The organism is Microbulbifer pacificus (genome assembly GCF_033723955.1).
Lineage (GTDB): Bacteria > Pseudomonadota > Gammaproteobacteria > Pseudomonadales > Cellvibrionaceae > Microbulbifer > Microbulbifer pacificus.
On record NZ_CP137555.1, the window covers coordinates 2,793,193 to 2,807,514 of the forward strand.

The following is a 14,322-nucleotide window of genomic DNA, read 5'->3' on the forward strand; positions in this document are numbered from 1 at the left end:
TAGGGGACGCATATGAACATGACGACCGTGACGAAAGGCCTGTCCAAACTCGTCCTGCGCACGTCCGTAGCGCTGCCCCTGCTGCTAGCACCGGCCGTGAGTGTGACCGTACTGGAAGCTGTCGGCGTATCCGGTTCCTTTGCCCAGGCGCAAGCCGCCGAGCAGAAGACCCGCAAGACTCCGGCCATGCGTGAGAGTGCGTTCAAATACCTGGGCAAGGCACAGGAAGCTGCGGAAGCACAGAACTTTCAGGGTGCTCTGGCGGCGCTGAAGGAAATGGAAGCCGGCAAGGACAAGCTGAACGGCTACGAAGCCGCGCAGATGTACTACTTCTACGGCTACGTTTACTACAGCATGGAGAAGTATCCGCAGGCGATCACCTACTACAAAAAAGTGCTCGAGCAGGGTGAAGAAAACCTGCCGGTAGCACTGGAAGTGGGTACCCTGTTGACCATCGCCCAGCTGTACTTCGTGACCGAAGACTACAAGCAGGCTGTGAACTACCTGAACAAGTGGTTTGCTGTGGCCGACAACATCAATGCGGACTCCTACGCCCTGCGCGCCCAGGCTTATTACCAGCTGGGTGACAACGCCAAGGCACTGGCTGATATGAACAAGGCCGTGTCTATGTTCGAGCAGGAAGGCAAGGTGCCGAAGGAGAACTGGTACGGCTTGCAGCGTTTCTTGTACTACGACAAGAACGATTACAAGCAGGTCACCAATATCCTTGAGAAGCTGGTGAAGCACTACCCGAAAGGGGAGTACTACAAGCAGCTGGCAGGTATGTACGGCGAACTGAAGCGTGAAGACGATATGCTTCACATGATGGAAGCCGCTTACATTGCCGGTGCCCTGCAGAAAGAGAAAGAGCTGTTGAACATGGCTTATCTCTACATGGGCGCGGAAATGCCGTACAAGGGTGCCAAGGTCATCGACAAGGGCATCAAGGAGAAGAAGATCGAGCGCACCTCCAAGAATCTGGAAACCCTGGCTCAGGCGTACCAGATGGCTCAGGAGTTGCAGAAGTCGATCCCCGAGCTGGAAGCAGCTGCCAGCATGTCTGACAAGGGTGATATCTACTCTCGTCTGGCCGGTATCTACCTGGACCTGGACAAGAACGATAAAGCCGTAGACATGGGCGCGAAAGCGCTGAAGAAGGGCGGTATCAAACGCCCGGATCAGCTCTACATCGTACTGGGTATGGCCAACGCCAACCTGAAGAAGTACGACGACTCCTTGAAGTTCTTCAAGAAAGCGCTGGATGACAAACGCTCCGAGAAGTTTGCCAAACAGTGGATCACTTTCGTAGAAAGTGAACAGGAGCGGGAAAAACAGCTGGCGATGTAATTGATGCATCTGCCGGAAGTTTGATCCGCGCCGCAAAGGCCGCACTGAGTGCGGCCTTTTTTTTCGCCCGAAATCCGCTCATTGCTGGCGCAAATATAGACAATTATTGAGAATTATTTGCACTTTCGCCCAAATCAACTAAATACTGAAAGTAGCTGATCAGCTTTTTCCAAAGCGCCACTGCATGCGAGCTGGCGCTACCTTTCAACACCTGAAAATAAAAAGGAGAGGTGTTTATGGAACAGGCCTATCCGCTCAATTCCAGTCCTCAATTTTCCAATCCAATTTCCATCCCGTTCAGATCGGCACAGCTGCTGCGCAGTGGTGGGTTTGCCCTTGGCGTAACCGGGCTGTTGCTGCTTGGCATGACGCAACTGATCGCCACGGATTACCAGGCACCGGTGGACGACCCTTTGCCAAAGGTGCTGAGTATCCATATGCCCGAGGTAAAACCGACGGTGTACAAATCCGAACCGGCACTCAAGCAGCAGGAGTTGCCGCCACCCATGCAGCGCGTCGAGGTGCAGCACAAGGTAGACCCGGGGGAAATTCCGCTGACACTGGATCCTCCGGTGGTTGATCGCAGCACTATCGGGCCGGCCGTCGTGAGTGCGGACCCGCTTCCGATCTACAAGCCGGCGCCGCAGTACCCGCGCCGCGCACTGGCGCGTGGGATCGAAGGCTATGTGGTGGTGGAGTTCACCATAACCAAAAACGGCAGCGTGAGAGACCCGTTTGTAGTTGGCGGCTACGACAGTGCGGGTCTGCCGACGGATGTGTTTAACAGCGCAGCGCTGAATGCGGTGGAGCGTTTCAAGTACCGCCCGCCGATGTCAGAGGGGCAGCCGGTGGAGCAGCACGGCGTGCGTAACCGGATTTCATTCAAACTGGCGCAATAACGAGAGGCGCATAAAAAAATAGCGGGCAATGCCCGCTATTTTTTCTACCAAGAAGATCAGTCGATCTCCCGCACCGCTCCCCGGTCGGCGCTGGTGGCGAGCAGGGCGTAGGCCTTGAGTGCCTTGCTGACCTTGCGCGGACGGGGCTTGGTCGGCTTCCAGCCGTCGGCGCCCTTGTGGTTCATGGCCTCGCGGCGGCGGTGGAGTTCCGCTTCTGGAATATCCACTTCGATCAGGCGCTTGGGGATATCGATGCGCACCAGGTCGCCATCCTGTACCAGGCCGATGTTGCCGCCACCTGCCGCTTCCGGGGACACGTGGCCGATGGAGAGGCCTGAGGTGCCGCCGGAGAAACGGCCATCGGTGATCAGGGCGCAGGATTTACCCAGCCCTTTGGATTTCAGGTAACTGGTGGGGTACAGCATTTCCTGCATACCGGGGCCGCCCTTGGGACCCTCGTAGCGTACGATCACCGCTTCGCCTTCCTTCACCTTGCCGGCGAGAATATTTGCCACCGCATCTTCCTGGCTCTCGACGATGTGTGCCGGGCCCTCAAAGTGCCACAGCTCTTCTTCCACCCCGGAGGTTTTCACCACACAGCCGTCCGGGGCCAGGTTGCCGAACAGCACCGCCAGTCCGCCTTCCTGTGAGTAAGCGTGCTCAACGGAGCGGATACAGCCGTTTTCGCGGTCGCCGTCCAGATTGTTCCAACGGCAGTCCTGGCTGAACGCCTGTTGGGTGGGAATGCCCGCAGGACCGGCACGGAAAAATTTGTGCACTTCCGGATTGTCGGTGCGGCGGATGTCCCACTCCTCCAGCGCGTCGCGGAAGGTGCGGCTGTACACCGTGGGCAGGCTGGCGTCGAACAGGCCGCCGGCTTCCAGTTCGCCGAGAATCGACATTACGCCGCCGGCGCGGTGCACATCCTCGATATGGTATTTCTGGGTATTAGGCGCCACCTTGCACAGCTGCGGAATCTTGCGCGACAGGCGGTCGATATCCGCGAGGGTGAAGTCCACCTCGCCTTCCTGGGCCGCGGCCAGTAGGTGCAGGATGGTGTTGGTAGAACCGCCCATGGCGATGTCCAGCGCCATGGCGTTGTTGAACGCGGCGCGGCTGGCGATGGAGCGCGGCAGTGCGGAGAGGTCATCCTCTTCGTAGTAGCGCTTGGCCAGCGCGACGATCTCGCGGCCCGCGCGCAGGAACAGTTGTTCGCGATCTGCGTGGGTGGCGAGCATGGTGCCGTTGCCGGGCAGTGACAGGCCCAGCGCCTCGGTCAGGCAGTTCATGGAATTGGCGGTGAACATGCCGGAACAGGAGCCGCAGGTGGGGCAGGCGGAACGCTCGTATTCCGCCACCTGTTCGTCGGAGGCGGAGTCGGTGGCGGCGATTACCATAGCATCCACCAGGTCCAGCTTGTGGTCGGCGAGCTTGGTCTTGCCCGCCTCCATGGGGCCGCCGGAAACGAAGATCACCGGGATATTCAGGCGCAGCGCGGCCATCAGCATACCGGGGGTAATCTTGTCGCAGTTGGAGATACACACCAGCGCATCGGCGCAGTGGGCATTCACCATGTACTCCACCGAGTCCGCGATGATCTCGCGGCTGGGCAGGCTGTAGAGCATACCGTCGTGGCCCATGGCGATACCGTCGTCCACGGCGATGGTGTTGAACTCCTTCGCCACGCCGCCGGCCTTTTCGATCTCCCGCGCCACCAGCTGGCCCATATCTTTCAGGTGCACGTGTCCGGGCACAAACTGGGTAAACGAGTTGGCGACGGCGATGATGGGCTTGTGGAAATCTTCATCCTTCATGCCGGTGGCGCGCCACAGGGCGCGGGCGCCAGCCATGTTACGGCCGGCGGTGGAGGTGCGGGAACGGTACTGAGGCATAGTGATTCGCGTTGTTCTGATAAGTGACAGCATTCAGTAAAAACGGCCGCCCGGATTGCGGGCGGGAAGCGCGACAGCGTAGCAAAATGCAAGAAATTTTGCGCGGCCACCGGCTGGTGGATAAAACCGCGCAAGGTCTATCCGAAAAGATTGCCGGTCTCGGCAAACCTATTGCTTGGCGAGGCGTTTGCGCAAAACGCGGGAATTGCGCTGGATGTTGTACAGGGATTTGCGGGTGGCAGGCAGGTCACTCACTTCCACCTGGGTAAATCCATGCTCGATAAACCAGTGTTCGGTCTGGGTGGTGAGCACGAAAATTTCCGGCAGATCCAGTGCCTTCGCCTGTCGCTCCATATGCTGCAACAGTTTGGCACCGCGGCCGCCGCCGCGAAATTCTGGATGAATCGCCACGCAGGCAATCTCTGCGGCGATGGTGTCGCCCTGTTCGTCCAGAATCGGATACAGCGCAGCGCAGGCCACCGTAGTGCCGTCCACTTCCACCAGGGTGAAATGATCGATCTCCGCCTCGAGCTTTTCCCGCGAGCGGCGCACCAGGATGCCCTGCTTTTCCAGCGGCCGGATCAGGCCGAGAATGCCGCCGACGTCGTTGATCCGCGCGCGCCGCACTACCTCGTAGCTGTCGCGGTAGATCATGGTACCGGTGCCCTCGCGGCTGAACAGCTCCTGCAACAGCGCGCCGTCTTCCGCGTAGCTCAGTAGGTGCGCGCGCGGGGTGCCCGCGTTACAGGCGACGAGCGCGCAGTTCAGGGTTTCGCTGTCGATGGCCTCTGCGGCTTCCTCCGCCTGATTAATGCTGAGGTCATACACCGCCTCGCCGTCAATCTCGAGAAACGGCTGGTCGCGGAACAGAATCAGCTTTTCCGCCTTGAGTGCCTTGGCGGCCTCGGCGGCGAGATCCAGATAGTTGAGACTGAACAGCTCGCCGGTGAGCGATGTACCGAGCGGTGAAAGCACCACCAGCGAGCTCTCGTCCAGCGCGCGGGTAATCGCGGGTACTTCCATGCGCCGCACCTTGCCGGTCCAGCCCATGTCGGTGCCGTCGATAATGCCGACTGGACGCGCGGTGACGAAGTTGCCGGAAATTACCTTCAGCGCGGCGCGCGCCATGGGGGAATCCGGCAGCCCTTGGGAAAACGCGGCCTCGATTTCGAAGCGCAGTTTGCCGATGGCGGCCTTGATGATTTCCAGGGTATCGCGGTCGCTGATGCGGGTATTGCCGAAAAAACGGCTCTGAATACCGGTGCTCTCCAGTGCACGATTCACCTGCGCGCGCGCGCCGTGTACTACAACCAGGCGCATGCCGAGGCTGATCAGCAGCGTCAGGTCGTGCACCAGGTTGCGGAAGTTTTCGTGCTCAAAACCCTCCCCGGGAATCGCAACCACCAGGGTTCGCCCGCGCAGGTCGTTGATGTAGGGCGCGGCGTTTCGGAACCAATTGAGAGTTGAGTTTTCGGTATCCACTATCTCTTCGCTTCAGCAGGTGAATTCGTTAGGGGTGCAATATACCGCATTTTCTGCGGACACCTATCTTTGCTGGAGGCAAAAGCGCCCGATCATCTCTTTCAGAATGTCCACCATCGGATCAATGCGCTCGAGACCCAGGTACTCATCCGGCTGGTGCGCCTGGTCGATATCGCCGGGGCCGAGCACAATGGTCTGCATCCCCAGCTTCTGGAGAAAGGGTGCCTCGGTGGCGAAGGCCACACTCTCTGCAGTGTGGCCGGTCAGCTTTTCCGCCACTTTCACCAGCTCCGATTGTGCCGGCTCCTCATAGGGCTCCACATCGCCGATCAACGGCACCAGATCGAAAGAAATTTTTTCGCCATGGATGCAGTTCTTCAGGCGCTGGTGCAATTCCCCGCGCAGCTCCTCCATGGGCATCCCCGGCAGCGGGCGCAGGTCGAACTGCAGCTCGGTGTGGCCGCAGATACGGTTGGGGTTGTCGCCGCCATGAATGCAGCCGAGATTTAGCGTCGGCACCTGCACCGCAAAACCGGGATTCTGGTAGCGGCTCTGCCACTCGCTGCGCAGCTTCAGGATTTCCCCCATGGCCCCGTGCATGGCTTCCAGGGCGCTGGCGCCGTATTCCGGGTTCGACGAGTGACCCGCCTGGCCGGTGATACGCAGCGCGTGCATCATCATGCCCTTGTGCATACGAATCGGCTTGAGGCCGGTGGGTTCGCCGATGATGGCGTAACGCGCTTTCGGAATACCGGCCTTTACCAGTGCGCGGGCACCGGCCATCGAGGTTTCCTCGTCGGCGGTGGCGAGAATAATCAGCGGCTGCTGCAGCGGTTTATCGACAAAGGCCTTCGCCGCCTCGATGGCGATGGGAAAAAAGCCCTTCATATCTGTACTGCCGAGACCGTAGAAACGGTTGTCGCGTTCGCTGAGTTTGAACGGATCCGACTGCCAGCGGTTGTCATCGTAAGGTACGGTATCGGTGTGGCCGGAGAGCACCAGCCCGCCATCGCCGCGGCCGAGCGTGGCGATGAGATTGGCCTTATGCGGCTGGCCGTCGATGGGCATGATCTGCACCTCGAAGCCCAGGGTGTCGAGCCAGGCGGCCAGCAGGTCGATGACACCGCGGTTGCCCATATCCAATTTCGGATTGGTGGCGCTGACACTGGGGCTGGCTACCAGTTGTTGCAGCTGTTGCTGCAACGAGGGCAGTGTGCGGGCGTTCATGGTAACTATCCTTGCGTGAACGATTTATCGGGTTATCGGCGCTTACTGTGCCATTCGCTGAGGGCGACGGCGACAAAAATCAGCAGCCCGCCGGCGAACAGCCGCGGCAGATTCGCGTCGCGATTCCAGATCAGCAGGTTGACCAGCAACCCGGCGGGAATCAGCGCGTTGTTCATCGCTGCCAGGGTGCCGGGGGAAACCTGCGTTGCGCCCTTGTTCCAGAGAAAATAGCCCACTCCCGAGGCCACCGCGCCGAGCCAGGCGAGTACGCCCCACTGGGTCACATTTGCCGGGTATTTGGGGGTGCCGAGTGCAACCCAGGCGATGGTGGCGACAATACTGGCGCCGATAAAAAACCAGCCGAAGGTCTGCCGCGGTGGCAGTGGCTCCGTGCGCGCGCGGGAGGATTGCATAAACTGCCTGTAGGCCACCTGGCCTGTGGCGAAGCACAGGTTGGCGCCCTGCACCACAAAAAAGCCTTGCCAGTAGTCGCCGCTCAGGTTGTCCCAGCGGATGATCGCGGCACCAATGACGGCGGTGGCGGCCACCAGCAGGTTCCACCAAGAAAAGCGGCGTGCGAGCAGGTCGTAGATCAACGCGATATACACCGGGGTGAAAATGGTGAACAGCAGCACCTCGGGCACGCTGAGCAGCAGGAACGACTGGTAGTAGAACAGGTACATGAGCCCCAGCTGCACGGCGCCGATGGCCATCAGTGTGAGCGCGGTGCGCGGTGGTGTGCGCCAGTTGAGAAACGGCAGGAATACCAGGGTGGCGAGCAGCACCCGGGTGAGTACGGAAAAATAACTATCGACCTGGCCGGCGAGATAAACGCCGATCAAGCTGAAGGAAAAGGCCCAGAGCAGGGTAACGAGGATCAGCAGTAGCATGATTGGAAAAATACTTTGGTGAATATGCAGGCGGATTACAAATCCCTGGCGGCGCTAGCGCAACTCTGTGAGCGCCTGAAAAAGGTCCGCGCCTTCAGTTTCAACGCCAGCAACGGCCCGGGATCGAAAACCAACTGGCGCGGCCACGGGCGCGGCGAAGTGAACGTTACCAGCTTCGGCGCACATATTGTGTTCGATGAGCAGGCGGAATTTACCGATGCCGATGGTCATATAGTCTCGCTGCAAAACCGCTACCGCTGGACCCGCTGCCTCGATTCTGTACGTCTGGAACATTTGCGCCGGGAAACTCCGGTGCTGCTGTTTAACCTGGTGCCGGTCACCGAGCATGGCTTCCGCCATCAGGCGCCACATCTGTGCGGTGACGATACCTACACCGCCGAGCTCCTGCTACACAGCGACAAGATCGAGCTTATCTGGCAGATCCACGGTCCGCGCAAGAACGAACGCCTGCATTACCACTACTGGTAGTGTCTGTATTTCTATCGTCTCTGTCCCCCGTCTATACAAGCCACAATGCCAATCTGTTGCGATGAGCGCCCCTGTTTTTCCTGTCAAATCAGGATACTCTCTCGGGCGTGCAAACTGGCGCCGCGCCAGAAATAACCGATGCTACTGGCAGATGTGGGGAGAGATTTCATGCCGACCAAACGCCAATTACTTAAAGCTGCTGCGCTGCTGGCGGTTACTCCGGGGCTGCCACTGCGTGCGGCCGAATCGCCGGCGACAGAAAAAAAGCCCAAATCCCTGCTCGCGGGCGTACAGCCAATTAGCGTCGCTGAGCGGCAGGCGCGGGTGGTGCGGGCACAGCAGCTGATGCAAAAGTACGGTATCGACGCCATCGTGCTCGAACCGGGTGCGGCGATGCTGTATTTCACCGGCATTCGCTGGTGGCGCTCCGAGCGTCTGACCTGTGTGGTCATTCCAAGACGCGGTGATATCGCGGTGGTGACCCCCTTCTTCGAAGAGCCCTCCGTGCGTGAGTCCATGACATTCGGCGAGGATGTGCGCACCTGGAATGAACACGAAAGTCCGTTTGCGCGCATCGCCGGGGTGTTGAAGGACCGGGGCTTCAAATCCGGTGTCATCGGTCTCGAGGCCACGGTGCGCTGGTTTGTCGCTGATGGCATTCGCGACGCGCTGCCATCGTTCAAGCTGGTGAGCGCGGACCCTGTCACCCGCGGCTGTCGTATGCTGAAGAGCCCGGCGGAGCTGGCGCTGATGAAAAAGGCCAATGAGATTACCCTCGCCGCCTACGGCATGGTGTGGGATCAGCTGCGCCCGGGGATGACGCCGGCCGACGTGAACCAGCGGATGCACGATGCGCAGAGCGCACTGGGCGGGCAGGGTGTCTGGACCATGGCCCTGTTCGGCGAGGCCAGTGCCTATCCCCACGGAACCGATCAGCCGCAACAAATCCGCGAGGGTCAGGTTGTACTGATGGATTGCGGTTGCAGTGTCGAGGGCTACCAATCCGATATTTCGCGGACTTTTGTTTACGGTGAGCCCAGCAAGAAACAGCAGCAAATCTGGCAGCTGGTGCGGGAGGGGCAGAACGTGGCGTTCGAGGCGGCCAAACTCGGCGCCCCCGCGGGCAACATCGACGACGCGGTGCGGGCGTTTTACTTGAAGCATGGTTTCGGGCCCGACTACCGCCTGCCCGGGCTCTCCCACCGCACCGGACACGGCATCGGTATGGAGGGACACGAGCCGGTGAATTTCGTGCGCGGGGAGAAAACCGAGCTAGCGCCCGGCATGTGTTTTTCCAATGAGCCGGGCCTCTATCTCCCCGGCGAGTTCGGTGTGCGCCTCGAGGACTGCCTGTACATGACCGCCGACGGCCCCGCCTGGTTTACCGTGCCTCCGGAAAGTCTCGCCAGCCCGCTGGGGCGCCTGGGGTAACCCTTTCTGGGGTGACCTTTGGGGGAGCATGCGGCAGCCCGTTGCCCGCTCCCCCCCTTCACTTCTGTTTTCCGCTTCGTTTACAGGCTGATCTGGCCGCGCAGGTAGGTGACCGCGCGCCCGCGCATGATCACCCGGTCTCCCCTCAGCTCACAGTCCAGGTCACCGCCGCGGGGCGAGATCTGTTTGGCGTACAGATTCGTCTTTTCCAGCTTTTGCGCCCAGAACGGCACCAGCCGGGTGTGTGCGGAGCCGGTCACCGGGTCTTCGTCGATACCAATGGCGGGGGGCGAAGAAGCGGCTGACGAAGTCGCAACCAAATCCTTCGCCGGGCGCGGTGCAGATCAGACCCTTGTAGGGCAGCTTCAGCAGCTCACGCATATCCGGTGACAGGCCGGCGACCACCTCGGCAGAGGCGAACTCCAGCAGCAGCTGGTCGTCGAGCCAGCGGGCCAGGGGGACATAGGCGGCGGGGTTGCCTTTGAACAGTTCGGAGGTGAAAGCGTCGGCCTGGTAGATGGGCAGTTGCATGGTTAGTTGCATGGGGGAGGCCTTCTCTCAAATGCCGGAAATAAAACCAATAAAAAAGGGAGCCAGAGGCTCCCTTTTTAACAGGTGAAGTTGGCAGTGGCTATTGCCAGCCAAACACACCCTTGAAGAAGAAGAAGAACAGGATGGCGAGGCCCGCGCCCGCGGGCAGGGTGACGATCCAGGAGGCGACGATGGTGGTGATCATGCGCAGGTTGAGTGCGCCGATGCCACGCGCCAGGCCCACGCCGAGCACCGCACCCACCAGGGTGTGGGTGGTAGAGATTGGCAGACCGGTGCCGGAGGCCAGTACCACGGTGGAGGCGGCACCCAGCTCGGCGGCGAAACCGCGGCTCGGGGTCAGCTCGGTGATCTTCTGGCCGATGGTGGCCATCACCTTGAAGCCGTAGGTGGCGAGACCCACCACAATACCGATACCCCCCAGCAGCAGGATCCACGAGGGCATGACGGCTTTGGCAGTCACTGCGCCCTGCTGCACGGTGTTGACGATCGCCGCCAGCGGGCCGACCGCGTTGGCCACATCGTTGGAACCGTGGGCAAAGGCCATGGCACAGGCGGTGAAGATCATCAGGATGGCGAATACGCGCTCCACGTTGGCGAAGCGGTTGCCGCGCTCGCGCTCGGGATCGCGCTTGATGCGCTTGATCATCGCCATACCCACGCCCATCACGATCAGGCCCGCTACGCCGGCAATCAGCGCATCCTGCCAGAAGCTCAGCTTGATATTGGCATCTGCCAGCACATGCTTGAGACCTTTGGTGAGGGTCACCATGGCGATCATCCAGCCCACCGCGAACATGTAGATCGGGATGTAGCGCTTGGCGTTGGTGAACGGATCTTCGGTATTGAGGATCAGGCGCTGCACGCTTCGGAACAAGAGGAACGAGAAGGTGCCCGCCAGTAGCGGGGAAACCACCCAGCTGGCGACGATGCTGCCCACCTTGCCCCAGGACACCGCGTCCACGGAAATACCTACCGCAGAGAAGCCGACAATGGCACCGACGATGGAGTGGGTAGTGGAAACCGGCCAGCCCAGAATACTCGCGATCATCAGCCAGGTGCCCGCAGCCAACAGGGCCGACAGCATGCCGTAGATCAGCAGTTCCGGTTTATCGGTAAACAGGTCCGGGGAGATGATTCCCTTGCGGATGGTGGCGGTCACTTCGCCGCCCGCCAGATACGCACCGGCGAACTCGAAAATCATGGCGATGATGATCGCCTGCTTGATGGTAAGCGCGCGGGAACCGACGGAGGTTCCCATGGCGTTGGCCACGTCGTTTGCGCCCACGCCCCAAGCCATGAAGAAGCCGAAGACGCAGGCCAGGATCAGGAAGATGTGGCCGTACTGAGCAATGATATCCATGAAGTGTCCTCTATTAACGCGCCAGCAGCAGCTGTAGTCGGTTGCCGACAGCGTGAGCGCGGTCGGCCAGGTCGCCGACCCACTCGATAACGCGATAGAGGAAGATCACGTCCACGGGAGGCAGTTCTTTTTCGATCTTGAACAGGGCGGAGCGCACCTGCACTTCCAGCTTGTCGGACTTGCGCTCGAGCTCGTCCAGCTCTTCGGTCATGCGCTGGGCGATGTCCACTTCACGACCTGCGAAGCCGGACTCCAGCAGTTCGTCCAGTTCGTTGATGGCGGTGAGCGCCTGGGCGGAGGCGGCCACGGCACTTTCCACGAAGGTGGTCATCATGGCCTGCAGCGTTTCCGGCACTTCCATCTGGCGGCCAATGGCGAGGCCGGCGATGTCCTGGGCGGTGTTGGCCACTTCGTCCTGGGCGTGCAGCAGTTCCAGCAGGTCGGTGCGGGACACCGGCATGAACAGGCTGTCCGGCAGGTGCAGGCGCAGGTCTTTCTTGATGTCGTCGGCGCGGTTCTCGGTGGCGGAGATACGCTGCTGGATAGTTTTAGCAGTGGTGTAGTCGCCCTGCATAAGGGCTTCAAAGAATGGCACCAGATCCGCTGACGCCTTGTGGGCAGTCGCCATGTGCTCCTTGATGGGCTTGATCGGCGAGCGGCCGAACAGGTTGGCGATATTGGACAGGGGCATGGTTTGTTCCTTTTTCCGGTCCTGACAGTTGGTCGAAAAGCCACCACGGGTGGCCAAATTTGGCGGCATGGTACCCCAACATCTGCCGAGGGCACAGTGACGCTTTGGTTTCGTGAGTTTTCAGCGGACCTGCTGCACTGTTGCCGTCCGCCATAAGAGCTACAATGCGCCTTCACAATAAGCGTAGACGGGTGCAAGGAAATGGCTGTGAGCAAAATGGCGGACCGGATTCTCGACCTGCCGGGGCTGCTGGAAGACCTGGTGAGCCAGGGGTATGTCGGTCGCCCGGACGCCAACCGCCTGATCGGCACCCCGCGCTCTGCCGAACAGGCGCAGATGCACCCGCTCACCTATATCGCCAGCTGCGAGCTGCCCAACCAGAAAAGACCGGGCAAGGCGCTGGACGCCGCAACCCTCACCCAGTGGCTGGCGGATACTTCTTCTCACGGGCTCTACCATATCGATCCGCTCAAAGTGAATGTGGCGGCGGTGACCGAGGTGATGAGTTTCCAGTTCGCCAAACGCCACCAGATCCTGTGTGTGGAGGCCAGCAAGGAAATGCTGCTGGTTGCCACCGCCCAGCCCTACACCGCCGGCTGGGAAGAGCAGCTGGAGCACACCAGCGGGCGCACGGTGCAGCGGGTGGTGGCGGACCCGGCGGATATCAAACGCTACTGCACCGAGTTCTACTCCCTGGCCCACTCCATCACCGGCGCCAGCGGTCTCAAGGGCACCTCTGGCGCCAACAATTTCGAGCAGCTGCTGGAGCTCGGCAACCTCAAAGACCCGGAGGCCAACGACCAGCACATCGTCAATATCGTCGACTGGCTGCTGCAGCACGCCTTCGATCAGCGCGCCAGTGACATCCATATCGAACCGCGCCGGGATATCGGGCGCATCCGCTTCCGTATCGACGGCATCCTGCACCCGATCCACGAGTTGCCGGATGCGGTGAACGCCGCCGTCACCAGCCGCCTGAAAATCCTCGGGCGCATGAACGTGGCGGAGAAGCGCAAACCCCAGGATGGCCGCATCAAGACCAAGCGCCCGGACGGCAGTGAGGTGGAGCTGCGCCTCTCCACCCTGCCCACCGCCTTCGGCGAAAAACTGGTGATGCGGATCTTCGACCCCGAGGTGCTGGCGCGCTCCTACAACGACCTTGGCCTCGCCGGTGATGACCTCGACCGCTGGCAGACCATGCTCGGCCGTCCCAACGGTATCGTGCTGGTGACCGGTCCCACCGGCTCCGGTAAAACCACCACCCTGTACACGGCGCTCAAACAGCTGGCCTCCACAGAGGTGAATGTCTCCACCATCGAGGACCCCATCGAGATGGTGGAGGAGAGCTTCAACCAGACCCAGGTGCACCACAGTATTGGCCTGGATTTCGCCGCCGGTATCCGCACCCTGATGCGCCAGGACCCGGACATCATCATGGTGGGGGAGATCCGCGACCTGGAAACCGCGCAGATGGCGGTGCAGGCCGCACTCACCGGCCACCTGGTGATCTCCACCCTGCACACCAACGATGCGCCCACCGCGGTTACCCGTTTGCTGGACCTGGGGCTGCCCCACTATCTGCTGAAATCCACCGTGCTCGGGGTCATGGCCCAGCGCCTGGTGCGCACCCTGTGCCCAAGCTGCAAGCGCAAGGCGGAGATCAGTGATGAGGACTGGCAGGCGCTGGTGAAGCCCTGGCGGGCGCCGAAACCGGAAGTGGTGTATCAGCCCGAGGGCTGCCTCGACTGCCGCAACACCGGCTACCGCGGCCGCCAGGGCATCTACGAAATCCTGCCGTTCAGCGAGGGCATCCAGGCCCTGATCACCCACGACTGCGACCTGCAACTGGTGCGTAGGCAAGGCATGCGCGAGGGCATGAGCAGCCTGCGTTTATCCGGGGCGAAAAAAGTCGCCGCAGGCATTACCACGGTACAGGAAGTGCTGCGGGTGGCACCGCCGCCGGATATCGCCTTTTAAGCGGCCATAGTGCGCGGACCTACTGGTCCGCCGGTCGGCTTTTTATACTTACCCAAATCTCTGCATCCTCAAATTCACGTAAAAG

General features: G+C 60.8%; 13 protein-coding genes. 5 read left to right on the forward strand and 8 right to left on the reverse strand.

The features are described from left to right. Positions 1-12: 12 nt before the first annotated feature. Positions 13-1,347, forward strand: coding sequence for a tetratricopeptide repeat protein (locus tag R5R33_RS12010; protein WP_318952943.1), 1,335 nt, complete (start codon positions 13-15; stop codon positions 1,345-1,347). A 236-nt stretch (positions 1,348-1,583) separates the two neighbouring features. Next, positions 1,584-2,246: an energy transducer TonB gene (locus tag R5R33_RS12015; RefSeq protein WP_318952944.1), complete on the forward strand. Its 663-nt coding sequence runs from the start codon at positions 1,584-1,586 to the stop codon at positions 2,244-2,246. Between the two features lie 56 nt (positions 2,247-2,302). Here the strand turns inward: R5R33_RS12015 and ilvD are convergent, their stop codons facing one another. From ilvD to R5R33_RS12035, 4 genes are all read right to left on the reverse strand, one after another. Then, the gene (gene ilvD, locus R5R33_RS12020; RefSeq protein WP_318952945.1) at positions 2,303-4,138 is read right to left on the reverse strand and encodes a dihydroxy-acid dehydratase; all 1,836 of its coding nucleotides are present in this window, start codon (positions 4,136-4,138) and stop codon (positions 2,303-2,305) included. A 168-nt stretch (positions 4,139-4,306) separates the two neighbouring features. Continuing rightward, on the reverse strand, positions 4,307-5,620 hold the full coding sequence (argA, locus tag R5R33_RS12025) for an amino-acid N-acetyltransferase (RefSeq protein WP_318952946.1): 1,314 nt from the start codon (positions 5,618-5,620) through the stop codon (positions 4,307-4,309). A 63-nt stretch (positions 5,621-5,683) separates the two neighbouring features. Next, on the reverse strand, positions 5,684-6,847 hold the full coding sequence (gene argE / locus R5R33_RS12030; RefSeq protein ID WP_318952947.1) for an acetylornithine deacetylase: 1,164 nt from the start codon (positions 6,845-6,847) through the stop codon (positions 5,684-5,686). 32 nt (positions 6,848-6,879) lie between these two features. Next, positions 6,880-7,737, reverse strand: a complete 858-nt coding sequence (locus R5R33_RS12035; protein ID WP_318952948.1) for a carboxylate/amino acid/amine transporter — start codon at positions 7,735-7,737, stop codon at positions 6,880-6,882. 24 nt (positions 7,738-7,761) lie between these two features. Here R5R33_RS12035 and R5R33_RS12040 point away from each other — a divergent pair, with 24 nt between their 5' ends. Both R5R33_RS12040 and R5R33_RS12045 read left to right on the forward strand, forming a co-directional pair. Next, positions 7,762-8,226 (forward strand): DUF6314 family protein, encoded by a 465-nt coding sequence (locus R5R33_RS12040; RefSeq protein ID WP_318955730.1) that lies wholly within the window; start codon positions 7,762-7,764, stop codon positions 8,224-8,226. A gap of 168 nt (positions 8,227-8,394) precedes the next feature. Then, on the forward strand, positions 8,395-9,657 hold the full coding sequence (locus tag R5R33_RS12045) for a M24 family metallopeptidase (protein ID WP_318952949.1): 1,263 nt from the start codon (positions 8,395-8,397) through the stop codon (positions 9,655-9,657). Positions 9,658-9,737: 80 nt separating this feature from the next. On the opposite strand, the gene R5R33_RS12050 is transcribed toward R5R33_RS12045, so the two are convergent. The 4 genes from R5R33_RS12050 to R5R33_RS12065 all read right to left on the reverse strand — a co-directional run bounded on the left by R5R33_RS12050 (position 9,738) and on the right by R5R33_RS12065 (position 12,260). Then, the gene (locus R5R33_RS12050) at positions 9,738-9,890 is read right to left on the reverse strand and encodes a hypothetical protein (RefSeq protein WP_318955731.1); all 153 of its coding nucleotides are present in this window, start codon (positions 9,888-9,890) and stop codon (positions 9,738-9,740) included. Continuing rightward, a complete protein-coding gene (locus R5R33_RS12055) occupies positions 9,820-10,200 on the reverse strand; it encodes a hypothetical protein (protein ID WP_318955768.1) in 381 nt (126 codons plus the stop codon). Before R5R33_RS12055 ends, R5R33_RS12050 begins: the two co-directional genes overlap by 71 nt. Before the next feature lie 88 nt (positions 10,201-10,288). Then, on the reverse strand, positions 10,289-11,569 hold the full coding sequence (locus R5R33_RS12060) for an inorganic phosphate transporter (protein ID WP_318952950.1): 1,281 nt from the start codon (positions 11,567-11,569) through the stop codon (positions 10,289-10,291). A 13-nt stretch (positions 11,570-11,582) separates the two neighbouring features. Further along, positions 11,583-12,260, reverse strand: a complete 678-nt coding sequence (locus tag R5R33_RS12065; protein ID WP_318952951.1) for a TIGR00153 family protein — start codon at positions 12,258-12,260, stop codon at positions 11,583-11,585. Between the two features lie 201 nt (positions 12,261-12,461). Between R5R33_RS12065 and R5R33_RS12070 the strand changes: the two genes are divergently transcribed. After that, the gene (locus R5R33_RS12070) at positions 12,462-14,237 is read left to right on the forward strand and encodes a GspE/PulE family protein (RefSeq protein WP_318952952.1); all 1,776 of its coding nucleotides are present in this window, start codon (positions 12,462-12,464) and stop codon (positions 14,235-14,237) included. The last annotated feature ends 85 nt before the right edge of the window (positions 14,238-14,322 follow it).